This window comes from Modestobacter sp. SSW1-42 (genome assembly GCF_046635825.1).
GTDB lineage: Bacteria > Actinomycetota > Actinomycetes > Mycobacteriales > Geodermatophilaceae > Modestobacter.
This window is the reverse complement of record NZ_JBISCA010000004.1, coordinates 279,217-302,340: the sequence shown is the minus strand read 5'-3', so window position 1 is coordinate 302,340 and position 23,124 is coordinate 279,217. Positions and strand designations below refer to the sequence as shown.

General features: G+C 74.4%; 23 protein-coding genes and 1 tRNA gene. 15 read left to right on the top strand and 9 right to left on the bottom strand.

Annotated elements, in window-relative coordinates; translation table 11 throughout:
• Positions 1-50: 50 nt before the first annotated feature.
• Entirely contained in the window at positions 51-1,271 is a 1,221-nt protein-coding gene (locus tag ACGBYP_RS15730; RefSeq protein ID WP_411585605.1) for a serine hydrolase domain-containing protein, read from the top strand.
• A 55-nt stretch (positions 1,272-1,326) separates the two neighbouring features.
• On the opposite strand, the gene ACGBYP_RS15725 is transcribed toward ACGBYP_RS15730, so the two are convergent.
• Entirely contained in the window at positions 1,327-2,052 is a 726-nt protein-coding gene (locus ACGBYP_RS15725) for a (2Fe-2S)-binding protein (RefSeq protein ID WP_411585604.1), read from the bottom strand.
• 179 nt (positions 2,053-2,231) lie between these two features.
• On the opposite strand from ACGBYP_RS15725, the gene acs reads away from it, so the two are divergent.
• From acs to ACGBYP_RS15705, 4 genes are all read left to right on the top strand, one after another.
• Positions 2,232-4,163, top strand: coding sequence for an acetate--CoA ligase (gene acs / locus ACGBYP_RS15720; RefSeq protein WP_411586058.1), 1,932 nt, complete (start codon positions 2,232-2,234; stop codon positions 4,161-4,163).
• 269 nt (positions 4,164-4,432) lie between these two features.
• Positions 4,433-5,098, top strand: a complete 666-nt coding sequence (locus ACGBYP_RS15715; RefSeq protein ID WP_411585602.1) for a helix-turn-helix domain-containing protein — start codon at positions 4,433-4,435, stop codon at positions 5,096-5,098.
• A gap of 117 nt (positions 5,099-5,215) precedes the next feature.
• Positions 5,216-5,716 (top strand): phage holin family protein, encoded by a 501-nt coding sequence (locus ACGBYP_RS15710; RefSeq protein ID WP_411585600.1) that lies wholly within the window; start codon positions 5,216-5,218, stop codon positions 5,714-5,716.
• 19 nt (positions 5,717-5,735) lie between these two features.
• The gene (locus tag ACGBYP_RS15705; RefSeq protein WP_411585598.1) at positions 5,736-6,665 is read left to right on the top strand and encodes an alpha/beta fold hydrolase; all 930 of its coding nucleotides are present in this window, start codon (positions 5,736-5,738) and stop codon (positions 6,663-6,665) included.
• Between the two features lie 88 nt (positions 6,666-6,753).
• Here ACGBYP_RS15705 and ACGBYP_RS15700 read toward each other — a convergent pair whose 3' ends face one another.
• The 5 genes from ACGBYP_RS15700 to nth are packed head-to-tail and all read right to left on the bottom strand — an operon-like array spanning position 6,754 to position 10,626.
• Complete coding sequence (locus ACGBYP_RS15700) at positions 6,754-7,935, bottom strand: MarP family serine protease (RefSeq protein WP_411585596.1); 1,182 nt, start codon at positions 7,933-7,935, stop codon at positions 6,754-6,756.
• Between the two features lie 51 nt (positions 7,936-7,986).
• Positions 7,987-8,475 (bottom strand): cupredoxin domain-containing protein, encoded by a 489-nt coding sequence (locus tag ACGBYP_RS15695; RefSeq protein ID WP_411585594.1) that lies wholly within the window; start codon positions 8,473-8,475, stop codon positions 7,987-7,989.
• Entirely contained in the window at positions 8,472-9,224 is a 753-nt protein-coding gene (locus ACGBYP_RS15690; RefSeq protein WP_411585593.1) for an NUDIX hydrolase, read from the bottom strand. Before ACGBYP_RS15690 ends, ACGBYP_RS15695 begins: the two co-directional genes overlap by 4 nt.
• Positions 9,221-9,793: a TlpA family protein disulfide reductase gene (locus ACGBYP_RS15685; RefSeq protein WP_411585591.1), complete on the bottom strand. Its 573-nt coding sequence runs from the start codon at positions 9,791-9,793 to the stop codon at positions 9,221-9,223. Before ACGBYP_RS15685 ends, ACGBYP_RS15690 begins: the two co-directional genes overlap by 4 nt.
• Complete coding sequence (gene nth / locus ACGBYP_RS15680; RefSeq protein ID WP_411585589.1) at positions 9,790-10,626, bottom strand: endonuclease III; 837 nt, start codon at positions 10,624-10,626, stop codon at positions 9,790-9,792. The genes ACGBYP_RS15685 and nth overlap by 4 nt, the downstream gene beginning before the upstream one ends.
• A 155-nt stretch (positions 10,627-10,781) precedes the next feature.
• Between nth and ACGBYP_RS15675 the strand changes: the two genes are divergently transcribed.
• Both ACGBYP_RS15675 and ACGBYP_RS15670 read left to right on the top strand, forming a co-directional pair.
• The gene (locus tag ACGBYP_RS15675) at positions 10,782-11,081 is read left to right on the top strand and encodes a hypothetical protein (RefSeq protein ID WP_411585587.1); all 300 of its coding nucleotides are present in this window, start codon (positions 10,782-10,784) and stop codon (positions 11,079-11,081) included.
• A 148-nt stretch (positions 11,082-11,229) separates the two neighbouring features.
• Positions 11,230-11,904 carry a Crp/Fnr family transcriptional regulator gene (locus ACGBYP_RS15670; protein WP_411585585.1) on the top strand — a complete coding sequence of 225 codons (675 nt, stop codon included), beginning with the start codon at positions 11,230-11,232 and terminating at the stop codon, positions 11,902-11,904.
• Positions 11,905-12,123: 219 nt separating this feature from the next.
• Here the strand turns inward: ACGBYP_RS15670 and ACGBYP_RS15665 are convergent, their stop codons facing one another.
• Both ACGBYP_RS15665 and ACGBYP_RS15660 read right to left on the bottom strand, forming a co-directional pair.
• Positions 12,124-12,600, bottom strand: a complete 477-nt coding sequence (locus tag ACGBYP_RS15665; protein ID WP_411585584.1) for a RidA family protein — start codon at positions 12,598-12,600, stop codon at positions 12,124-12,126.
• Complete coding sequence (locus ACGBYP_RS15660) at positions 12,600-12,773, bottom strand: DUF4177 domain-containing protein (protein ID WP_237492791.1); 174 nt, start codon at positions 12,771-12,773, stop codon at positions 12,600-12,602. Before ACGBYP_RS15660 ends, ACGBYP_RS15665 begins: the two co-directional genes overlap by 1 nt.
• A 63-nt stretch (positions 12,774-12,836) precedes the next feature.
• Between ACGBYP_RS15660 and ACGBYP_RS15655 the strand changes: the two genes are divergently transcribed.
• The 4 genes from ACGBYP_RS15655 to ACGBYP_RS15640 all read left to right on the top strand — a co-directional run bounded on the left by ACGBYP_RS15655 (position 12,837) and on the right by ACGBYP_RS15640 (position 18,871).
• Positions 12,837-13,832, top strand: coding sequence for an ArsA-related P-loop ATPase (locus ACGBYP_RS15655; protein ID WP_411585582.1), 996 nt, complete (start codon positions 12,837-12,839; stop codon positions 13,830-13,832).
• Positions 13,829-15,043: an ArsA family ATPase gene (locus ACGBYP_RS15650; protein ID WP_411585580.1), complete on the top strand. Its 1,215-nt coding sequence runs from the start codon at positions 13,829-13,831 to the stop codon at positions 15,041-15,043. Before ACGBYP_RS15655 ends, ACGBYP_RS15650 begins: the two co-directional genes overlap by 4 nt.
• Before the next feature lie 173 nt (positions 15,044-15,216).
• The gene (locus ACGBYP_RS15645) at positions 15,217-16,341 is read left to right on the top strand and encodes a fatty acid desaturase (RefSeq protein WP_411585578.1); all 1,125 of its coding nucleotides are present in this window, start codon (positions 15,217-15,219) and stop codon (positions 16,339-16,341) included.
• A gap of 130 nt (positions 16,342-16,471) precedes the next feature.
• The gene (locus ACGBYP_RS15640; RefSeq protein WP_411585576.1) at positions 16,472-18,871 is read left to right on the top strand and encodes a penicillin-binding protein; all 2,400 of its coding nucleotides are present in this window, start codon (positions 16,472-16,474) and stop codon (positions 18,869-18,871) included.
• 89 nt (positions 18,872-18,960) lie between these two features.
• Here the strand turns inward: ACGBYP_RS15640 and ACGBYP_RS15635 are convergent, their stop codons facing one another.
• Positions 18,961-19,413 carry a GatB/YqeY domain-containing protein gene (locus ACGBYP_RS15635; protein WP_411585574.1) on the bottom strand — a complete coding sequence of 151 codons (453 nt, stop codon included), beginning with the start codon at positions 19,411-19,413 and terminating at the stop codon, positions 18,961-18,963.
• A gap of 68 nt (positions 19,414-19,481) precedes the next feature.
• Between ACGBYP_RS15635 and ACGBYP_RS15630 the strand changes: the two genes are divergently transcribed.
• The 4 genes from ACGBYP_RS15630 (at position 19,482) to ACGBYP_RS15615 (ending at position 23,085) form a co-directional block, all read left to right on the top strand.
• Positions 19,482-20,390, top strand: a complete 909-nt coding sequence (locus tag ACGBYP_RS15630) for a metallophosphoesterase (protein WP_411585572.1) — start codon at positions 19,482-19,484, stop codon at positions 20,388-20,390.
• Between the two features lie 71 nt (positions 20,391-20,461).
• Positions 20,462-20,538 (top strand) — tRNA-Pro (locus ACGBYP_RS15625).
• A gap of 85 nt (positions 20,539-20,623) precedes the next feature.
• A complete protein-coding gene (locus tag ACGBYP_RS15620) occupies positions 20,624-21,994 on the top strand; it encodes a hemolysin family protein (protein ID WP_411585571.1) in 1,371 nt (456 codons plus the stop codon).
• Entirely contained in the window at positions 21,991-23,085 is a 1,095-nt protein-coding gene (locus ACGBYP_RS15615; protein ID WP_411585570.1) for a hemolysin family protein, read from the top strand. The genes ACGBYP_RS15620 and ACGBYP_RS15615 overlap by 4 nt, the downstream gene beginning before the upstream one ends.
• The last annotated feature ends 39 nt before the right edge of the window (positions 23,086-23,124 follow it).

Sequence of the window (23,124 nt, the reverse complement as noted above, 5' to 3'; positions counted from 1 at the left end):
CGAGGCTGGAGCAGTCCGCACACCACCTCCGTCCCGAGGAGCTCCACCCCGTGACCGGTACCCGTGCCCTCCCCGCCCGTTCCCGCCCCGGCCGCCGCGGCCGCTCGCTCGTGGCCACCGGCGCCGTCCTGGCCGCCCTGACCGGCACCGGGCTGCTCGCCCCGGCGACCGCGTCCGCGACCCCGGGGCACGCCCCCGCACCGATCGCCTCCGTCCAGCGGGACGTCGACGCCCTGGTGAGCGAGGGCGGCTTCCCCGCGGTGCTCGGCTCCGTGGTCGACGGGCGGGGGCGCGTCCGCGACGTGGCAGCCGGCGTCGCCGACGTCACCACCGGCGAGCCGGCACCGGTCAACGGCCGGGTGCGGATCGCCAGCAACACCAAGACCTTCACCGCGACCGTGGTGCTCCAACTGGTCGCCGAGCGCCGGATCGGCCTGGACCAGACGGTCGAGCGGTACCTGCCCGGGCTGGTCCGCGGGCCGGGCGGCGACGGCCGGCAGATCACCGTGCGCCAGCTGCTGCAGCACACCAGCGGGCTGCCCGACTACGACGACGTCGTCTACCCGGACTGGGCCGAGACCGGGCTGACCGGGCACTTCACGCCCCAAGAGCTGGTGGCGGCCGGGCTCGGCCGGCCGGCGACCCCGCAGGGGGTGTTCTCCTACGCCAACACCAACTACGTGCTGGCCGGGATGGTCGTCGAGGAGGTCACCGGCCGGTCCGTCGCCGACCAGATCGAGCGCCGGATCATCGAGCCGCTGGGCCTGCGACAGACCTACTGGCCGGCGGACGGCGACCTGACCGTCCGCGGCCGCCACCCGCACACCTACACGCAGGCCGAGGCCGGCGGACCGCTGACCGACGTGACCGAGCTCGACCCGTCCATCGGCGGCGCCGCGGGCCAGCTGGTCTCCACGCCGCGCGACCTGGCGACCTTCTTCCGCGCCCTGCTCGGCGGGCAGCTGCTGCCGCCGGCGCAGCTGGCCCAGATGAAGACGACCGTGCCGGCCCCGGACCTCTCGCTGCGCGGGACCGGCATGGAGTACGGCCTGGGGCTGGCCGGCCACGAGCTGCCCTGCGGGGTGGAGGGCTGGGGCCACGGCGGTGACCTGCCGGGCGTGCACACCCGCAACGCGTTCACCGAGGACGGCCGGGGCGCCACGCTGACCGTCACCGGCGAGCCGGCCAACGCCGACCCCGAGGACCTGCACCAGTACGTCGCCTGGGAGGACGCCGTGGACGCCGCCGTCTGCGCCCAGCCGCGTCGCTGACGCACCCACCTGCCCGAGGGGCCCCGGTCGTCGCAGCGGCCGGGGCCCTCCTGCGTCAGCGGGACGCGGCGTCCTCCAGGAGCACCTGGCGCTCGGACGGCGTCCGGTGCGGGCAGGAGGTGCACCGCACCTCGTGCGGCACCCGGTCGAGCAGGCAGCACGACGCCCGGCGGGTGAACCGGGCGGTGCCCCCGGACGGCGTGGCCACGTCGACGTAGCGGGGCGCGGGCAACGGCCCGCCGATCGCGGCGGCCAGCGGCCCGGCCAGTGCGGTGACCGCGCCGACGTCGCCGACCGCCCCGCCCAGCGCGAGCAGCCGGTTGGCCAGCGAGTCGGTCGCGATCGCCCACAGCGGCCGCGCGCGCATCCCGCCGGCCTCGGCCACGGCGGCCACCACCGCGGCCAGGGAGCCGTGCAGCTCGCCGGCGACGTCGTCCCCGGCCCCGGCGGTGGCGGTCGCGGCGATCGGGGTGTGCCCGGCCAGCAGGTGCACGGAGGTGTCGGCCAGCCGCGCGGACAGCCGCACGCCGGTGACCAGCCCGGCCAGCGCCGGGGTCAGCAGCACGCTCGAGGCCGAGTACCACCACCACTGCGTCGCCAGGACACGGCGGTCGCGGGTGCGCTGCCGGAGCGCCCGGGCGGCGAGCACCTGCGCCGTCCAGCCGGGGTCGGCGAGCCGGACGGCCGGGACGACGGCGGCGCCGGGCGGGGCGAGCAGACCGAGCGCGCCGGCGCCCGGGAGGCGCGCCGCGACGCTCGCCTGGGCCCCGTCGGTGGTCACTCCCCCAGTCTGCCGTCCACCACGGCGTGGTCCGGCCTGACGCCGGGGTGACCGGGGCCATAGGTTGTCCCCCGAGGCAGCGCCGCCTCGTGGCGAGGCGGCGCCCGGACCCGGAGGTGCGCGTGAGCGAGACGACCGACGAGCAGACCCCGTCCACCGAGCAGAGCCTGTCCAGCCGCATGCCGGCCGGGGGCTTCCCGCCCCCCGCCGACTTCGCCGCGTCGGCGAACGTCGGGCCGGACGTCTACGAGCGGGCAGCCGCCGACCGGCTGGGCTTCTGGGCCGAGGCGGCCGCGCGGCTGGACTGGGCCGAGCCGTGGACCGAGGTCCTGGACTGGAGCAACCCGCCGTTCGCGAAGTGGTTCGTGGGCGGCAAGCTCAACGTCGCGGTGAACTGCGTCGACCGGCACGTCGACGCCGGACACGGCGAGAAGGTCGCCTACCACTGGGTCGGCGAGCCCGGCGACACCCGCACGATCACCTACGCCCAGCTCAAGGACGAGGTGTGCCGCACGGCCAACGCCCTCACCGAGCTCGGCGTGACCGCCGGTGACCGGGTGGCCATCTACATGCCGATGATCCCGGAGACGGTGTTCGCGATGCTGGCGTGCGCCCGCATCGGCGCCGTCCACATGGTCGTGTTCGGCGGGTTCTCCCCCGAGGCGCTGGCCAGCCGGATCACCGACGCCGACGCGAAGGTCGTCATCACCGCCGACGGCGGCTACCGGCGCGGGGCGCCGAGCGCGCTGAAGCCCAACGTCGACGAGGCGCTGACCAAGTCCGAGGGCGTGCGCAGCGTGCTCGTGGTCAAGCGCACCGAGCAGGACGTCGCGTGGACGCCGGGCCGCGACGTCTGGTGGCACGACCTGGTCGCCGGCCAGTCGGCGGAGCACGAGGCGCAGGCCTTCGACGCCGAGCACCCGCTCTACATCATGTACACGTCCGGGACGACGGCGAAGCCGAAGGGCATCCTGCACACCTCCGGTGGCTACCTGACCCAGATCGCCTACACGCACTGGGCGACGTTCGACCTCAAGGCCGACACCGACGTCTTCTGGACCGCCGCCGACGTCGGCTGGGTCACCGGCCACAGCTACATCGTCTACGGCCCGCTGGCCAACCGGGCGACGTCGGTGATGTACGAGGGGACGCCGGACACCCCGCACCAGGGCCGCTGGTGGGACATCGTGGCCGAGTACGGCGTCACGATCCTCTACACGGCGCCCACGACGATCCGCACGTTCATGAAGTGGGGCGCCGAGGTGCCGGCCGCGGCCGACCTGTCCTCGCTGCGGCTGCTCGGCTCGGTCGGTGAGCCGATCAACCCCGAGGCGTGGCTCTGGTACCACGAGAACATCGGCGGGGGCCGCTGCCCGATCGTCGACACCTGGTGGCAGACCGAGACCGGCGGCCACATGATCACCCCGCTGCCCGGCGCCACCTCGCTCAAGCCCGGCTCGGCGCAGCGCGCGTTCCCCGGGATCGGTGCGGCCGTGGTCGACGAGGAGGGCAACCCGATCTCCCCCGGCGCCACCGGCTACCTGGTGCTCACCGAGCCCTGGCCGTCGATGCTGCGCACCATCTGGGGCGACGACGAGCGGTACAAGGACACGTACTGGAGCCGGTACGGCGAGGGCGTCTACTTCGCCGGCGACGGCGCCAAGCTCGACGAGGACGGCGACATCTGGCTGCTCGGCCGGGTCGACGACGTCATGAACGTGTCCGGGCACCGCATCTCCACCACCGAGGTCGAGTCGGCGCTGGTCAGCCACCCGACGGTGGCCGAGGCCGCCGTCGTGGGCGCGACCGACCCGACCACCGGCCAGGGCATCGTCGCGTTCGTGATCCTGCGCGGGGACGCGGTCGACTCCGGCGAGGACCTGGTCAAGGTCCTGCGGCAGCACGTCCGCAAGGAGATCGGCCCGATCGCCAGCCCGCGCCAGATCATGGTCGTCGCCGAGCTGCCCAAGACCCGCTCGGGCAAGATCATGCGCCGGCTGCTGCGCGACATCGCGGAGAACCGCGAGCTCGGCGACGTCTCGACGCTGACCGACTCCTCGGTGATGGACCTGATCAGCGCCAAGCTCCCGGCCACCTCCAGCGAGGACTGAGGCGCGCATCGTCGCCGCGCCCCCGCGTCCGTCCGGGGGCGCGCCGACGAGGCCAGCCCGGGCAGCCCGGACACAGGCCAGGGTCGCCTGGCTCCTCGGCCGTGGTCTCCGGGGTCACCGCCCGCGGCAGTCGTGCTCTGCTCACCCTGGTGAGCAGAGCACGACTCCCGCCAGGGGCACGTGACCGCCTCGGCCCTTCCTCCCTCGTCTGTCCACAGCTCGCGTCGAGCCGCCCCACGGGACCGCCTCGACGCGCCATCGTCGACCTCGTGGGCGACGACGAACTGCGGGGCCGATCACAGCTCAGCGCCTGGGTGCGACGCATCCGCCGGGCGGCTGACCTGTCCCAGCGGGAGCTCGCCGACGCCCTCTCGGTGAGCAGCGGAGCTGTCGCGCGGGCAGAGACCGGTGATCGCGACCTCCCGGCGACGGTGCTCATGCGCGCCGCCCGACTCGCCGGGCTCCGGCTGGCCCTCCTCGACGACGCCGGCGACGAGGTCGGCGGCATGGCGGGCAACGCCGTCCGCGACATGGCCGGCCGGCGCTTCCCGGCACACCTGGACACCCGGTACGGCGACGAGGGCTGGTGGCACGACGAGGTCCGGTACAGCCGGCCGCGTCCCTGGTACACGTTCGACCGCGACCGGCGGGCCCGGGACCACCGCCGGACCCGACGCGGCGAACCGTCCGACCACCAGGTGCCGCAGCCGGGCGATGCGCCGCAGGCCCGGGCCCGGGCCCGGCGGCAGGCCGCCTGGGCCGAGCAGCGGCGGCTGGCCGAGGAGGGAGCCCGGCGACCCACCGACACCTGGGCACCGACGTGCACCTGCCCGGCCGGGTGCGACGCGCTGCTGTTCCCGTCAGCACCCTTGTCGGCCCGGGAGAACGCCGTCCCGCACGTGGCCGACTGCGGCTGCCGCTGCGACGTCGCCTGACCGCCGAGGGCGAGATGCGCCACGAGCGGGTGATCCGGACCGGCGGGCGCGGCGATCATGCGGCACGATCACCGGAGGAACGCGTCGCACCCGGCGCAGATCAGAGAGGAGCCACCCGTGGCCCACAGTGTCTCGACGACCCAGCTGGCGGGTCGGCCCACGGGCCCGACCGAACCGTCGGTCGGCACGCTCGCCAAGAGCGCGATGGCCGACATGTCCACGCTGATCCGTTCGGAGATCGAGCTCGCCAAGACCGAGCTCACCACCTCCGCCAAGCGCGGCGGCATCGGTGCCGCGGCCTTCGCCGCCGCCGGCGCGATGCTCCTGTTCGCCGGTTTCTTCTTCTTCTTCTTCCTGGCCGAGCTGCTCGCCGAGTGGCTCCCCCGCTGGGCGGCGTTCCTGATCGTCTTCGCGTTGCTGGTCGTGGTGGCCGCGGTCGTGGCCTTCATCGGCTACCGCCAGGTCAAGAAGATCCAGAAGCCGGAGAAGACGCTGGAGACGCTGCACGACCTGCCCGACCTGGCCCGCCGCGAGGCCCCCGGCCAGCGTCAGCACGACCTCCCCACCGTGCGCAACGGCAAGGTCGTCGTCGCCGACCCGCACGCCCCGCTGCGCTGACCTCGCGCCCGCAGCGACCGTGACCGACCCAGGGGCCGGGCAGCCCGACGCCACCAGCGTCCTGCTGCCCGGCCCCTGGGCGCACCGGGACGTCTCGGCCAACGGCGTCCGGCTGCACGCCGCCGAGGCCGGCAGCGGGCCGCTCGTCCTGCTCCTGCACGGCTTCCCCCAGTTCTGGTGGACCTGGCGGCACCAGCTGACCGGCCTGGCTGCGGCCGGGTTCCGGGTCGTCGCCCCCGACCTGCGCGGCTTCGGCGCCAGCGACAAGCCCCCGCGCGGCTACGACCTGCCCACCGCGGCCGCCGACGCCGCCGCCGTCGTCCGGGCCCTGGGCGAGACCGAGGCCGTCGTCGTCGGCTCCGACTGGGGCGGGCTGGTGGCCTGGACGATGGCCGCCCTGCACCCGCGCAGCGTCCGCCGGCTGGTGGTCGTCTCCGCCGCGCACCCCCGTCGGCTGCGGTCCTCGATCACCGACCCCCGGCAGCGGCGCGCCCTGGCCTACGCCCTGCGCTTCCAGCTCCCCCGGCTGCCCGAGCGCCGGCTCACCCGCGCCGACGACGACCCCGTCGCCGACCTCATGCGCCGCTGGGCCGGGCCCGCGTGGGCGAGCACCACCGACTTCGCCGAGGCCGTCGACCGGTACCGCTCCGCCTCGCGCATCCCGCAGGCCGCCTACGGCGCCATGGAGTACTACCGCTGGGCCGGCCGCTCGCAGCTGCGCCCCGACGGCCTGCGCTACGCCCGCCGGATGTCCGCGCCGATCACCGCTCCGACGCTCCAGCTGCACGGCGCCGCCGACCCCTACGTCCTGCCCTCGACCGCCACCGGCTCCGGCCGCTACGTCGCCGGCGCCTACGAGTGGCGCGCCCTCCCCGGCATCGGCCACTTCCCGCACGAGGAGTCCCCCACCGAGGTCACCGAGGCCATCGCCCGCTGGGCGAGTCCCTGACGCAGGTCGATCACGCCGCGCCACCAGCCATCGGCCCCGTCCAGAGGCTCGTCCCGAGCTTGCGAGGGATGAGGAGGACGGGTTCCTCTCACTCGCAGGAGCCGGTGTCCACCGGTGCGCTCGAACCGGCCCCGGTGGTCGCCGCCGTCATCACCTGCGCCGCGGTGAGCGCGTACCCCGTCTCGGGATCGTCGATCGCGGAGGCGAACACCACGCCGAGCACGGTGCCGTCGGGGGCGACCAGCGGTCCGCCCGAGTTCCCGGCCCGGACCTCCCCGAACAGCGCGTAGACGTCGCGCTGCACGGTGCCGGTGGAGCGGAAGTCCGGGCCGCTGATCTCGCCGCGGTCGCGCACCCGCGCCGGGCCGACGTAGAACGGGCCGCCGCCGGGGTAGCCCATGACGATCGCGTCGGCGCCGGTGTCGACCGGCGTCGGCGCGAACGACAGCGGCACCTGGGGCAGGCCGGGGACGGCGAGCACCGCGACGTCGGTCTCCTCGTCGACGTAGACCGGGACGGCGTCGTACCTCTCACCCTCGGCGATCACCTCCGGGGCGGTCACCCCCGCCAGCACGTGCGCGTTGGTCATCACCCGCTGGTCGGCGTAGACGAAGCCCGAGCCGTCGATCTGCTTGGAGCAGGAGGTCGCGATGCCCTGGACCTGCACGACCGAGCCCTGCACGCTCGCCACCACCGGGTTGGCCAGCAGCGCCTGGTCCGGCGCCGGCACCTGCCGCGCCTCGGTGGGCGTGAGCGGGTCGAGCACGTCGGGCAGGCCGTTGCGGTCGATGGCCTGCCGCAGCGAGTCGTAGAGCGAGCGCACCTGCGGGGGCACGGTGTGGTCGACCGCCTGCACCAGCGTCGACTGCCGCACCTGCCCCGCGATCCCCGGCAGCGGCGAGCTCGCCAGCGGGGTCGCCACCATCCAGGCCACCAGCAGGACGGCGGCCGCGGAGACCACCGCACCGGCGGCGGCGTCGACCATCTTGGCCGGCTCCCAGGTGACCCGCTTGCGCACCGCCCGGCCGACCATGCCGGCCAGCAGCTGGCCCAGCAGCGCACCGGCCAGGACCACGACCAGCGCGACGAACACCCGGGTGACCGAGGAGGTGGCGAGCTCCTCGGAGACCGGCCCGGACAGCTGCGCCCCGATCACCGCCCCGCCGAAGAAGCCCACGAAGGAGGTGACGGAGACGATCACGCCCTGCCGGAACCCGGACAGCGCGAAGACCAGCGCCAGCACGATCAGGGCCAGGTCGAGCAGGGACACCTCAGCCGGCTCCCGTCCCGGACCGGCCCGCGCACGCCGCGCTGCGCCCGGTCACGGGGCGCTCACCGTCATGGTGCCGACCTGGCCGAGGGCGAGGTGGAAGCTGCACTCGAAGGGGTGGTCGCCCGGCGCGGTGGCGGTGAACGCGATGGTCTTGCTGTCCCCCGGACCGAGGAAGGGGATCTGCTCGGTGATCTCCTCCGGACCCTTCCCCTTCGTGAAGAGGAAGTTGTGGGTCAGCTGCTTCGCGGTGTTGCGCACGGTCAGCCGCACCGGACCCGGCGCGACGGTGAACGTGGCCGGCGTGAACGCGTAGTCGTCGCCGGTCTCCAGGGTGACCTCCTGGACGCCGTCGGGCGCGGTCCGCACGACCCCGGCGTCCGCGGAGGTGGCCCGGGTGACCTCGGGCAGCGTGGGCTCGGAGTCCGAGCAGCCGGTGAGCACCGCGAGCACGAGCGCACCGCTGAGCAGGACGCCGGCCGGCCCCCTGCTCAGGGTGGTCCGGTGCGTTCCTCGGGCGCGAGCTGCAGCGGAGTTCATGGCCCCGGAACCGTACGCGCGGCGGCCCCGCGTGCCGCGTCGTCGTCGTCCGTCGGCGCGGCGACGGGGGCGCCGGGACCGGGGAACCGGCCGGGCTCCGGGCCGCCGGCCGGCGTCGCGAGCGGGCGGACGTCGGTGGTGTCCCAGGGCCGGTCGAGGCCGGCGGCGGTGAGCACCGAGTCCAGCAGCGCGGCGGTGAAGCCCCACACGACCATGCCGGCGACCCCGAACGCGGGGCCGACGTAGCCGGTGGCGATGCGCACCCGGTACCGGTTGGCCGGGTCGACCAGGTCGGCCAGCGGCACCCGGGCCACGCGGGCGACCTCCCGGGGGTCGCCGGTGGTCACCTCGCGGGGGTCGTCCCACCAGCCGACGACGGGGACGACGAGGTTGTCCGAGTGCCCCAGGAACAGCTCCGGGAGCACGGCGAGGACCCGGACGCCGTCGGGTGAGACCCCGGCCTCCTCGTGCGCCTCGCGCAGCGCCGTCCCGACCGGGAACTCGTCGCCGGGGTCGGCCCCGCCGCCGGGGAAGGCCGGCTGCCCGGCGTGGCTGCGCAGGTGCGGCGACTTCTCGATCAGCAGCACGTCCGGGCCGGCCGGGCCCTCGCCGAAGAGGATCAGCACGGCCGAGCGGCGCGCGGTGGACGAGGGCCGCTCGGTGCGCATGCGCGGCAGCCGCCCGGCGTTGGTCACCAGCCGCTGCACGTGCTCGGGCAGCCCGGCGAGGTCGGCGGCGGGCCCGGTCACAGCTGCACCCCCAGGTGGGTGGCCACCAGCTCCTCGAACTCCTCGATCGAGCGCACCGGGCCGACCTGCACGAAGGCGACCGAGCCGTCGGCGGCGAGGAAGGCCGTGGCCGGCAGACCGACCAGCCGCATCGCGGTCATCACCGCGCCGTCGCCGTCGAACGCGCCGGGGAAGGTGATGCCTGCGTCGGCGGCGAACGAGGTGGCCTGCGGCATGCCGTCCTTGCTGGCCACCCCGACCACCCGCACCTGGTCACCGGCGACGTCGGCGAGCTCCTGCACCAGGGGGAGCTCCTCCCGGCAGGGCCCGCACCAGCTGGCCCAGAGGTTGAGCACGGTGGGCACGCCCGGCGCCCTGGTCAGGTCGAGGGTCCCGCCGCCGAGGCAGTCCAGCGAGACCGCCGGCAGGTCGCTGTCCGCGGCCGGGGTGTCCGGCTGCTCCGGGCAGGGGGCCAGCGCGGCGACCGGCTGGGCGGGCGGGTCGGCCGGGGCGTCGTCCGAGCCGCAGGCGGTGAGCAGCGCCAGCCCGACCGCCAGGGCAGCGGCCAGGGCGCGCGGGCCGCGGCTCACTCGGTGTCCGAGGCGGCGGGGGTCTTGACCAGCTTCGCGGCGACCTCGGGGTCGAGCGGGCCGATCCCGAACGACGGGCACCAGGCCGCCAGACCGCACGCCCCGCAGGCCGGCTTCTTGGCGTGGCAGACCCGCCGGCCGTGGAAGATCACCCGGTGGGAGAAGTCGGTCCACTCCTTCTTCGGCACGATCCCCGCGACCTCGGTCTCGACCTTGACCGGGTCGTCCTCGGCGGTCCAGCCGAAACGGCGCACCAGCCGGCCAAAGTGGGTGTCGACGGTCAGCCCGGGGACGCCGAAGGCGTTGCCCAGCACCACGTTGGCGGTCTTGCGCCCGACGCCGGGCAGCGTGACCAGGTCCTCCAGCCGCCCCGGGACGACACCGTCGAAGCGCTCGACCAGCGCCTGCCCCAGGCCGATGACGGAGTTCGCCTTGGCCCGGAAGAACCCGGTGGGCTTGAGGACCGTCTCGAGCTCCTCGCGGTCGGCACCGGCGTAGGCGTGCGCATCCGGGTAGCGCGCGAACAGCGCGGGGGTGACCTTGTTGACCGTCTTGTCGGTGGTCTGCGCCGACAGGACGGTGGCCACCAGCAGCTCCAGCGGGGTGGTGAAGTCCAGCTCGCAGTGCGCGTCGGGGTGGATCACGGCCAGCTCGCGGGCCATCCGGCGGGCCCGGCGGGTGCGGGCCAGCGGGCTCTCCTGCGGGTCGAACGGCGCGACCCCCAGCCGGGCGACCGGACCGGGACGCCGGGCCCGGGCGGGACGTGTGTAGACCGACGGGTCGGCCGGGGACTCGGCGGACTGGCTGGCGGGCGAAGGGGCGGGCCGGGACACGCGTGTGAGGGTAGGCGTCGGGCCTGGGTGGCGGCGCCCGTCATACTCGACGCAGGTGCGTGCTCCGGCCCCGGCCGCAGCGCCCGCCGCCCGCACGACGACGCCGACCCTCCCGGGCCGCTCCGCCCGGGGACGCACGACCCGAGGAGGTGCCCGTGGTCGCCCTCATCGTCATCCTGTTCCCGCCGCTGCTGATCGCCTTCCTGCTCGTCATGGAGCGGGTCGAGGAGCCCCTGCGGCGCCCCACGTCGCAGCGCGAGGTCGAGGACTTCCTCGGCACCGCCACCGACGCCGAGGTCAGCACGCTGGCGCACTCGGGGATCCGCCGGGCGATGACCCGCTGGCGGATGCGCCGTCGCAGCCGCCCGCGCACCGCGCCGCGGCCGGTGCTCACCGACCGGCAGGCCGACCGCACGCCGGAACAGCCGACCGAGCGGGGCCGGCACGCCGGCTGATCACCCGCCCGGGCGACGTCCGATGTTCGGCTGCCACTCAGAGTGGGCAGTCCGGTGACGCAGTGCACTGGTGAGGCGGACCACAAGCCCTAGACTCACCAGCAACACGGGTCGCCATCGCACCCGTGAGGACGTTCGAGAGGTGCACGTGGACGAGGTCCTTGCCCAGTCCGGCCTGTTCCAGGGGCTGTCGGAGGAGGCTGCCGAGCCGGTGGCCAGCGCCCTGGAGACGGTGACGCTCCCCCGCGGCCGGGTGGTCTTCAACGAGGGCGAGTCGGGCGACAGCCTCTACGTCGTCCTCTCCGGCAAGATCAAGCTCTCCCGGCGCGCGCCGGACGGTCGTGAGAACGTGCTGGCCGTCATGGGCCCCTCCGACCAGTTCGGTGAGCTCTCGGTGTTCGACCCGGGGCCGCGCACCGCCACCGCCACCGCCGTCACCGACGTGCGCCTGGCGAAGATGCCCAACCACATGCTCCGGCCGTGGATCACCGCGCACCCGGAGATCGGCGAGCAGCTGCTGCGCGTGCTGGCCCGCCGGCTGCGCCGCACCAACGACTCGGTCGCCGACCTGATCTTCACCGACGTCCCCGGCCGCGTGGCCAAGGCGCTGCTGCAGATGGCCGACCGCTTCGGCAGCCGCGAGAGCGACGGCCTGCGCGTCAAGCACGACCTGACGCAGGAGGAGCTGGCCCAGCTGGTCGGCGCCTCCCGCGAGACGGTGAACAAGGCGCTGGCCGACTTCGTCCACCGCGGCTGGATCCAGCTGCAGGGCAAGTCCGTCGTCGTCCTCGACGAGGACCGGCTGCGCCGCCGCGCGCGCTGAGCCACCCGTCACGCGAGAAGGCCCCGCTCCGATCCGGAGCGGGGCCTTCTCGCGTCCTGCGCCGGGTGCGCGCTGCGCCCGCTGCGCGCTGGGATCAGCTGAGCTCACCGGCCGTGCTCCTGGCTCACCTCCGGAGGTGAGCCAGGAGCACGCACGATCAGGTCACCTGATCCCGGACGCACCCGCCACGGACGGACGGACGGACGGACGGCGCTGGGTTCAGCGGAGCTCGACGGTGAGCTCGACCTCGACGGGGGCGTTCATCGGCAGCTCGGCGACGCCGACGGCGGAGCGGGCGTGCTGCCCGGCCTCGCCGAACACGCGGCCGAGGAACTCGCTGGCGCCGTTGACCACGCGCGGCTGGCCGCTGAAGCCCTCGGCGCTGGCGACGTAACCGACGACCCGGACCACCCGCGCGACCGCGTCCAGGCCCACCAGGTCGTCGATCGCGGCCAGCGCGTTGAGGGCGCAGACCTTGGCGTCGGCGGCGGCGTCCTCGATGTCGACGGCGCCGCCGACCTTGCCGGTGCGCCGCAGCCCGCCGTCGACGAACGGCAGCTGCCCGGAGGTGAACACCAGCTGGCCGGTGCGGATGGCCGGGACGTACGCGGCGACCGGGGCGGCCACCGGGGGCAGCCGGACACCGAGCTCGGCCAGCCGGGCGGTCCAGCTCGTGGGCTGGTCGGAGGCGGTCATCAGTTCGTGGGGCGCTTCAGGTAGGCCACCAGCTGGGTGCCGGAGTCACCACTGGGCAGCACCTGCACCAGCTCCCAGCCGTCGACGCCCCAGGAGTCCAGGATCGCCTTGGTGTTGTGGATCAGCAGCGGGATGGTGGCGTACTCCCAGGTACGGCGGGCCGGTTCGCTCATGCCGCGACGCTAGCGCAGCCTCGCGCCGGGCCGGACCCGGCGACCGCTCGTACTCTCCTGGGGGTGACCTCCGAGCCCATGCCCGTGCGGTGCCACGTCGTGACCGGCAAGGGCGGCACCGGCAAGACGACGGTCGCCGCGGCGCTCGCCCTGTCCCTGGCCACCGACGGCCGGCACGTGCTGCTGGTGGAGACCGAGGGGCGCCAGGGCATCGCCCAGCTCTTCGACACCCCGCCGCTGCCCTACGAGGAGCGCCGGGTCGCCGTGACCCGCGGCGGCGGCGAGGTCAAGGCACTGGCGATCGACGTCGAGGCCGCCTTCCTGGAGTACCTCGACATGTTCTACAACCTCAAGCGCGCCGGCTACGCGCTGCGCAAGATGGGCGCGGTCGACTTCGCCACCGCCATCGCCCCGGGCCTGCGCGACGTGCTGCTCACCGGGAAGATCAAGGAGGCGGTCACCCGCCGCGGCAAGGACGGCCGGCCGGTCTACGACGCCGTCGTCGTCGACGCCCCGCCGACCGGGCGGATCTCCCGGTTCCTCAACGTCACCGGCGAGGTGGCCGGCCTGGCCCGCTCCGGCCCGATCAAGAGCCAGAGCGACGGGGTGATGGCCGTCTTCCGGTCGCCGCAGACCGCGGTGCACCTGGTGACCCTGCTGGAGGACATGCCCGTGCAGGAGACCGCCGACGCGATCGCCGAGCTCGAGACGCTGCGGCTGCCGGTGGGCTCGGTGATCGTCAACATGGCCACCGAGCCGCTGCTGCCGGCCGCCGACCTGGCCGCCACCGCCGCCGGTCGGCTGTCCGGCGCCGACCTGCTCCCCGCGCTGGCCGCGGCACACCTGCCCGGGGACGCCGCCGTCGCCGACGCCCTGGTCGCCGAGGCGGTCGAGCACGCCCGCCGCTGGCAGGCCCAGGACGCGCTGCGCGGGGACGTCGAGGCGCTGGGCCGTCCGGTGGTCGAGCTGCCGCTGTCGTCGTCCCCCATCGACCTGGGCTGCCTGTTCGAGCTGGCCGACCGGCTCAGCGGCCACCTGCAGACGGAGGTCGCCGCGTGACCGCCCCCCGCCGGACCGGGCCCGCCCCGGCCCTCGACCTCGCCGCCCTGGTCAGCGACCCGGAGACCCGGATCATCGTCTGCTGCGGCTCCGGCGGCGTGGGCAAGACCACGACGTCCGCGGCGCTGGCCCTGGCCGCGGCGGAGGCCGGCCGGGAGGTCGTCGTCCTCACGATCGACCCGGCCCGCCGGCTGGCGCAGTCGCTCGGACTGGTCGAGCTGGACAACGAGCCGCGGCTGGTCGAGACGCCGGGGGCCAGCGGCGAGCTGCACGCGATGATGCTGGACATGAAGCGGACCTTCGACGACGTCGTGTCCGCGCACTCGACGCCCGAACGGGCGCAGGTGATCTTCGACAACCCCTTCTACCAGGCGCTGTCGTCCTCCTTCGGGGGCACGCAGGAGTACATGGCCATGGAGAAGCTGGGGCAGCTGCGGCAGAGCGACCGTTGGGACCTGGTGATCGTCGACACCCCGCCCTCGCATTCGGCGCTGGACTTCCTCGACGCCCCGAACCGGCTGTCCCGCTTCCTCGACGGCACGATGATCCGGCTGCTCACCGCCCCCGCGCGGGCCGGTGGCCGGGCCGGCGTCCGGCTCGTCGGCGCGGGTTTCGCCCTGTTCAGCCGGATCATCAGCAAGGTCCTCGGCGGGCAGCTGCTCAACGACATCTCCGCCTTCGTCTCCGCGCTGGACAGCATGTTCGGCGGCTTCCGCGAGCGTGCCGACGCCACCTACCAGCTGCTGCGCCAGCCCGGGACGGCGTTCGTGGTCGTCGCCGCCCCCGAGCCGGACGCGCTGCGGGAGGCCTCCTACTTCGTCGACCGGCTCTCCAGCGAGGGCATGCCCCTGGCCGGCCTGGTGGTCAACCGCACGCACCCCCCGGCGACGACCGGCCTGTCGGCGACCCGCGCCGAGGCCGCGGCCGAGGCGGTCCTGGAGGCCGGCGGCCCGGGCGCCGAGCTGGCCGCCGGCGCGCTGCGCGTGCACGCCGACCGGATGACCGTGGCCACCCGCGAGCAGCGGCTGGCCGACCGGTTCAGCAGCGCGCACCCCGAGGTCCCGGTGCGCACCGTGCCCGCCGCCGCCGGCGACGTGCACGACCTGGACGGCCTGCGGGTCATGGGCCGGGCGCTGCTGGCCGCCGAGGCCGACACCGGCACCGGCACCCCGCGCAGCCGGGTCCTGCCGCTGCGCCCCCCGGCTGCCTGACCCCGCCCGCCGTCCTCCCCCTCCCGGTGGGACGGGTGGGGCGGGCGTGACGCACGGTGCACCTGCGCACCCGGCGACTCCGGTTCGTGCCCTGTTCACACGCGCACCTCGACGGAGGTCGTGACGCACCGTTAGCGTCCGGCCGACCGTTCCGTCGGAGGGATGACACACGCATGAGCACCGCGCCCGAGCTCGACGCACCGCCCGGTGCCACGACCACCACCGCGCCGGCCCCGATGGGCCTGTTCGGCACCGGCACGGTGCCCGCGGCCGCGGACCTGCCGGTGGAGATCCCCGTCGACCTGACCGGCATGGACGCCGACGACCGGGCCCGTACGAAGGTCATTACCACCGCGATCCGGCAGCGCTCGCAGGAGCTGCGGCGCGACCACCCGGGGCTGCGGCACCAGGACGCCCTGGGGCTGGCGGCCTTCTCCGTGGCCCTGCTGGGCTTCGTCGGCAGCGGCGCTCTGTACCTGACCGGCGTCCTGCCCTGGTACGTCACGGTCCTCGTGTCGGCCGCCTTCGCCGCGATCGGCCACGAGGTCGAGCACGACCTGATCCACGCGCTCTACTTCCGCCGCCGCAAGGCGGTGCGCTACGCCCTGCTCTACGCCGTGTGGGCGTTCCGGCCCTACACGATCAACCCGGTCTACCGGATCCGGCTGCACCTGCGGCACCACGCCTACTCGGGCCTGCCCGACGACATCGAGGAGGTGTCGATCACCAACGGCAAGCCGTGGGGCCTGGTGCGGCTGTACAGCCTCCTCGACCCCTACGTGCCGGCGATGGTCCGGATCGTGCTGACCAAGCCGGTCGACGAGGAGGACGCGCTGTGGCGGCGCACCATCCTCAAGGCCAGCATCGGGCTGACCCCGGTCGCGATCACCATCTGGTACGGCTTCCTCGGCCTGCACCTGGCCTCCTGGCTGGGCGCCGCCGTCCCCGCCGGGCTGCTGCACGCCCTCACCGTGCTCACCGTCGTGTGGGTGGGCCCGAACGTGTGGCGCGGCTTCTGCCTGCACTTCATCTCCAGCAACATGCACTACCAGGGCGACGTCGAGCAGGGCAACGTCCTGCAGCAGACCCAGGTGTTCAACAAGTGGTACCTGGCGCCGTTCCAGGTGTTCTGCGCGAACTTCGGCAGCACGCACCCGATCCACCACTTCTACGTGGCCGACCCGTTCTACGTGCGCCAGCTGATGGAGCGCGACATCCACCCGGTGCTGGCCGCCAACGGCGTCCGGTTCAACGACATGGGCACCTTCGCCCGGGCCAACCGGTACGCGAAGGACTGACCGGCGGCGGCGACGCCGGGGGCGCTCCTGGGACGGGACTGTGAGCGCCCCCGGCGCGTCGCCCGGCGGGCCCGCGCGTCGGGTCTCGGGCACGGCACGCGGAGGCCCGCGACAGGTACCTTGGCCTGCGATGTCCGAGTCTGCTCCCTCCCGTGTCGGCGCCCTGGCGAAGCTCCTGGTCGCGCTGGTCGTCGCCGGCGGCCTGGTCGCCGCCGTGCTGCTGCCCTTCGTCGGAGGAGCGGGCCTGATCGCCCGCAACTCCACGACCCTGCTCGACGCGCTGCCGGTCGAGCTGACCGACAAGACGCCGAACGGCAACACGAAGGTGCTGGCCGCCGACGGCAGCCTGATCACCGAGTTCTACGAGAACAACCGGACGCCGGTGACGCCGGACCAGATCTCGCCGATCATGAAGCAGGCGATCGTCGACATCGAGGACTCCCGCTTCTACGAGCACCAGGGCGTCGACGCCCAGGGCACCCTGCGCGCGCTGGCCAAGAACCTGGCCGCCGGCGGGGTCGAGGAGGGCGGCTCCACGCTGACCCAGCAGCTGGTGAAGCAGACCCTGCTGCAGACCGCGGCCACGCCGGCCGAGGCCGCGGCGGCCACCGAGCAGTCGGTGGGCCGCAAGCTCAAGGAGGCCCGGCTCGCGCTCGCCCTGGAGCAGACCTACTCCAAGGACGAGATCCTCACCCGCTACCTCAACATCGCCTACTTCGGCCACAGCGCCTACGGCATCGAGGCCGCCGCGCGCACCTACTTCAGCGTGGGCGCCGCCGAGCTGACCCTCCCCCAGGCGGCCGTGCTGGCCGGTCTCGTGCAGAGCCCGACCAACGACGACCCGCTCCTGTACCCGGAGGCCGCGCAGACCCGGCGCAACCAGGTGCTGCAGCGGATGCACGACCTCGGCCACGGCGGGGGCGGGCAGCCCGACCAGCCGATGACCGAGCAGGAGCTGGCCGACCTGTCCGCGGCGCCGATCCAGACCGCCGAGGGCTCCCGGCCGCCGAACGGCTGCGCCAACGCCACCATCGGCGGGTTCTTCTGCGACTACGTCCACACCGAGCTCCGCGCGCTCGGCCTGACCGACTCCGAGCTGGCCAACGGCGGCTACACCATCCAGACGACGCTGCGCCCGGACATGCAGAAGGCCGGCGACATCTCCGTCGCCAACACCGTCCCGCTGGACAACGACCTGATCGGCGTCTACGACGTCGTGGAGCCCGGCACCGGCCACGTCCTGGCGATGAGCATCAACCGCCGCTTCGGCTGTGACGGCACCCAGGACCGCACCTGCGAGTCGGTCAACTTCGGGATCACCCCCAGCAAGGGCTCCGGCTCGACGTTCAAGACGTTCGTGGCCGCGGCCGCGCTCGAGGCCGGCATCCCGGCCAACCACGTCATCACCACCCCCGAGCCGTACGTGTCGCGGGTGTACAAGAAGAATGGCGGGACCCGGGGCGAGCCGTACTCGGTCGGCAACGTGGGCAGCAACTACCCGCAGACGCTCAGCATGGGCGAGGCCCTGGTCCGCTCGTCGAACACCTACTTCCTGGCGCTCGAGGACGAGCTGGGCAGCGTGGAGCCGGCCGTGCGGATGGCCGAGCGGCTGGGCATGAGCTTCGACGCCCCCAACCAGGTCCCGGCGCAGACGTGGATCGACGGCAACCTCGGGTCCTTCCCGTACAGCCCCGAGCCGGTGAACCCGCTGCAGCTGACCACGGCGTACGCGACCATCGCGGCCGGCGGGGTCAAGTGCGCCCCGACGCCGCTGCTGGCGATCACCACCAGCGCCGGGCAGCCGGTCACCGGCGACGACGGCCAGCCGCTCTTCCAGGGCGACCGGTGCGAGCAGGTCGTCGAGCCGGGTCTGGCCAACACGCTCAACCAGGTCCTGCGCGGGGACGTCGAGCCGGGCAGCCCCGGCACGGCCCGCAACGCCTACGTCCCCGGACACCAGATCGCGGGCAAGACCGGCACGGTGAACAACCAGGACTCGGTGACCTTCGTGGGGTACACGCCGCAGTACACCGGGACGGTCATGGTCTTCCGGCCGCTGGGCATCGAGTCGGTCGGTGGCTACGGAGGCGGCAAGCCCGCGCAGATCTGGCACGACGCGATGGCCCCGATCCTGGAGGCCCAGCCGGCCGTGCCGTTCCCGCCGGGCGAGGACAAGTACGCCGTCGGCGAGCGCAAGACCGTCCCCGGCTGCGGCTCCGTGGACGAGTGCCAGGCCGCGCTGCAGCAGGCCGGCCTGCGTCCGGTCGTCTCGCGGGTCGACAGCCGCCAGCCGGCCGGGAGCTTCCTCGGCACCTCCCCGTCGGCCGGCACCCAGGTCGCGCCGAACCAGGTGGTCACGGTCCGGGTGAGCAACGGGACGGGCGGCCGCACGCGGACCCCGGCCCCGCCGACCACCCAGGCCCCGGCGCCCGCCCCGGCTCCGGCACCGGCTCCGGAGCCCGCGCCGGTCACGCCGCCGGCGGACTCGGTCCAGCCCCCGGACACCAACGGTGACGGCCTCCCCGGCTGATCCGGCCCTGCACGCACGACGGCTCCCCGGTCACCCGACCGGGGAGCCGTCGTGCGTCCGGGCCACGTCGCGTCCGGCCCGGCCGGGGGCTATGCGAGCTGGCGGCGGACCTCGGCCGCCACCCGGCCGCCCTCGGCCCGGCCGGCGACCCGGCCGGTGACCGCCCCCATCACCTTGCCCATGTCCTTCATCCCGGTGGCCCCGGTCGTGGTGATCACGTCGGCGACCAGCGCGGTCAGGTCGGCGTCCTCGAGCTGGGCCGGCAGGTACGCGGCGACCACGCCCTCCTCGGCGCGCTCCCGCTCGGCCTGCTCGGTGCGGCCGGCCCCGGCGAACGCCTCGGCGGCCTCGCGGCGCTTCTTGGCCTCGCGGCGCAGCACCGCCTGGACCTCGTCGTCGGACAGCTCGCGGGCCTCCTTGCCGGACACCTCCTCGGCGGTCACGGCGGAGAGCACCATGCGCAGGGTCGCGGTGGTCAGCTCGTCGCGGCCCTTCATGGCGGTGGTCAGGTCGGTACGCAGTCGGTCCTTGAGCTCGCTCACGCCGGCCAGCCTGCCACCTCACCCGCGCGCGGGACGACGGAGTTCCTGCCCCGCCCTAGGCTGACCGGATGCGTGCCACCACCGCCGTCCCCGCCGCCGTGCTGGCCAGCGGCGCCGCCACGGTCGCCTACGCGAGCCTGGTCGAGCGCACCCGCTGGACGCTGCGCCGCTTCCAGGTGCCGGTGCTCCCGCCGGGCTCGGCACCGCTGACGGTGCTGCAGCTGTCCGACCTGCACATGACCGCCGGGCAGACGAGCAAGCAGGAGTGGGTCGCCGGGCTGGCCGCGCTGGAGCCCGACCTCGTCGTCACGACCGGGGACAACCTGGCCGGGGCGGACGCCGTCCCGCCGACGCTGCGGGCGCTGGAGCCGCTGCTCGACCTGCCCGGTGCCTTCGTGCTGTCCAGCAACGACTACTACGGACCCACCCCGAAGAACCCGCTGAAGTACTTCAAGAAGGACCACCGGAAGGTGTTCGGGGAGCCCCTGCCCTGGCACGAGCTGCGCGACGGGATGACCAGCCGCGGCTGGCTGGACCTGACCAACACCACCGGCGGGCTCACCGTGCCCGGCGTCCGGATCGCCTTCGCCGGGGTCGACGACCCACACCTGCAGCTGGACCGCTACGACGAGGTCGCCGGTCCGGCTGACCCGGCGGCCGACGTGCGGATCGGCCTGGTGCACTCCCCCGAGCCGCGGGTCCTCGACCGGTTCGCCGGCGACGGCTACGACCTGGTGCTGGCCGGGCACACCCACGGCGGCCAGCTGCGGGTGCCCTTCTACGGCGCGCTGGTCACCAACTGCGGCATCGACCGCCGGTACGTGCGCTGGCTGCACCGCTGGGCCGAGCCCACGGTCGGTCACCCCACCGGCACCTGGCTGCACGTCTCGGCCGGACTGGGCACCAGCCCCTACGCCCCCTACCGGCTCGCCTGCCCGCCGGAGGCCACGCTGCTCACGCTCACCGCCCGCGGGTAGCCCCGGCCAGGGGCCCGCGCCGGGCCCCTGCGAACCCGCTGCGGGCGTCGGTTACAGTTGTCGACGCACCTCGGGGTGTGGCGCAGCTTGGTAGCGCGCGTCGTTCGGGACGACGAGGCCGCAGGTTCAAATCCTGTCACCCCGACCAGCCACTCAGGGACCGCCTCCGGGCGGTCCCTGAGTCGTTCACGGCACAGTTTCCGCACAGCCGGCGGCGGGCACTGGCGTCCCTGATGACCGAATGGTTGCTCCTCCTCGCGGCCGTGCTGCTGACCGCGCTCACCGGGTTCTTCGTCGCGGCCGAGTTCTCCTTCACCTCCGTCGACCGCGGGCAGGCCGAACGGGCCGCCGCCGCCGGCGACAAGGGCGCCGACGGCGTCCTCACCGCGCTGCGCGGGCTGTCCACCCAGCTGTCCGCCGCCCAGCTCGGCATCACGCTCACCACGCTGATCGTCGGCTTCCTCGCCGAGCCGGCCCTGGGCGGGCTGCTCGAGCCGGTGCTCACCTCGATCGGCCTGCCCGAGGGCGCCGTCGCGCCGATCGCGGTGGCCGTGGGCATCGCGCTGGCGACGTTCCTGCAGATGATCCTGGGCGAGCTCGGCCCGAAGAACCTGGCCATCGCCCGGCCGCTGGGCACCGCGGTGCTCGTCGCGCCCGGCATGCGGTTGTTCACCACGGTCACCGGCCCGCTGGTGCGCGCGCTGCAGCGGCTGGCCAACGCGATCGTGCGCCGGCTGGGCTTCGAGCCCAAGGAGGAGCTCGACGACACCCGCGGCGCCGAGGAGCTGGCAGCGGTCGCCCGCCGCTCGGCCGAGGAGGGCGACCTCTCCCCCGTCGCCGCCCGGCTGCTGGGCCGCTCGCTGGGCCTGCGCGACAAGTTCGCCACCGACGTCATGACCCCGCGCACCCGGCTCTGGACGCTCAGCGCCTCGGCCACCGCCGCCGACGTCATCGACGCCGCCATCCGCTCGGGCAACTCCCGCTTCCCGGTCTACGGCGCCGACCTCGACGAGGTCACCGGGGTCGTGCACGTGAAGAATGCCGTCGCCGTCCCCGAGGAGCAACGGCTGCAGCGCACCGCGGGCGAGCTGGCCGCGCCCGTGCTCGCCGTCCCGTCGTCCCTGCGGCTGGACCCGCTGCTGGACCTGCTCCGCGAGCAGGGGCTGCAATTGGCCCTGGTCGTCGACGAGTGGGGCGCCACCCACGGCATCGTGACCCTGGAGGACATCGTCGAGGAGCTGGTCGGCGAGATCACCGACGAGACCGACCGGCCGCTGCGCCAGCTGCGCCGCGACGGCGAGGACTGGGTGCTGTCCGGGCTGCTGCGGCCCGACGAGGTGCGCGACCGCACCGGCATCCCGGTGCCCGAGGGCCGCTACGAGACCGTCGCCGGGTTCGCCGTGGAGCGGCTGCGCCGACTGCCCGAGGTGGGCGAGCAGGTGGCGATCGAGGGCTGGATGCTCACCGTCGCCGAGGTCGACGGCCGTCGGCTGTCCCGGCTGCGCGCCACCCCGGTGCCGGTCGAGGAGGACCCCGACCTCACCGACGAGTCGCGCCACTCCGGCGCGACCGCCAGCCGCGAGCGGGAGGTGGCGCAGGCATGAGCGACATCGTGAGCCTGCTCGTGCTGGTGGCGCTGCTGCTGGGCAACGCGTTCTTCGTGGCCTCGGAGTTCGCGCTGGTGTCGGCACGGGCCGACCAGATCGAGCCGCGCGCCGAGGCCGGGTCCGTACGGGCGCAGAAGACGCTGGCCGCGATGCGCAACGTGTCGCAGATGATGGCCGGCGCCCAGCTGGGCATCACGCTGTGCTCGCTGGGTCTGGGCGCGGTCGGCGAGCCGGCCGTCGCGCACCTGATCGAGCCGGTGCTGCACGCCGTCCACGTCCCCGAGGGGCTCCTGCACCCGATCGCGCTGGTGATCGCGCTGTCGCTTGTCACCGTGCTGCACATGGTGCTCGGCGAGATGGTGCCCAAGAACATCACCATCGCCGGCCCGAGCAACGCCGCGATCGTGCTCGGCCCGCCGCTGGCCTTCATGGTGCGCGTGCTCAAGCCGTTCATCTGGTTCTTCAACGTCGTCGCCAACGCCTTCGTGCGGCTGTTCGGCGTGACGCCCACCGACGAGATCTCGGCCAGCTTCGACCGGTCGGAGATCCAGTCGATGATCACCCAGTCCCGCAAGGAGGGGCTGCTGGGCACCGAGGTCAGCGAGCTCGCCGCCGGCGCGCTCACCTTCGAGCAGCACGACGTCGGCTCGGTGCTCCTACCGGTCGAGACGCTGGTCGTCGTCCCGCGGGCCTCCACGCCCCGGCAGCTGGAGGGCGTCGTCGCCGAGCACGGCTTCAGCCGCTACCCGATGCGCGGCGAGGACGGTGAGCTCACCGGGTACGTGCACGTCAAGGACGTGCTGGGCACCGGCCCGACGTCGCGGGACCAGCCGGTGCCCGACCAGGCGGTCAAGGCCTTCGTCGAGCTCACCCCCCGCGAGCCACTGCCCGAGGTGCTGCAGGAGATGCGCCGTTCCGGGTCGCACCTGGGCCGGGTGGTCGACGGTGGCCGCACCATCGGCCTGGTCGCGCTGGAGGACGTGCTGGAGCAGCTGATCGGCGACGTCCGCAGCGCCGACGTCGCCGTCCCCCCCAAGGCCGCCGGGCGGACGACGGCCCCGGCAGGAGCGGGCGCCGGCGGGAGGTGACCCCCGGCCGGCGCCGGGGCACCGCGCGCAGGGCCGGCA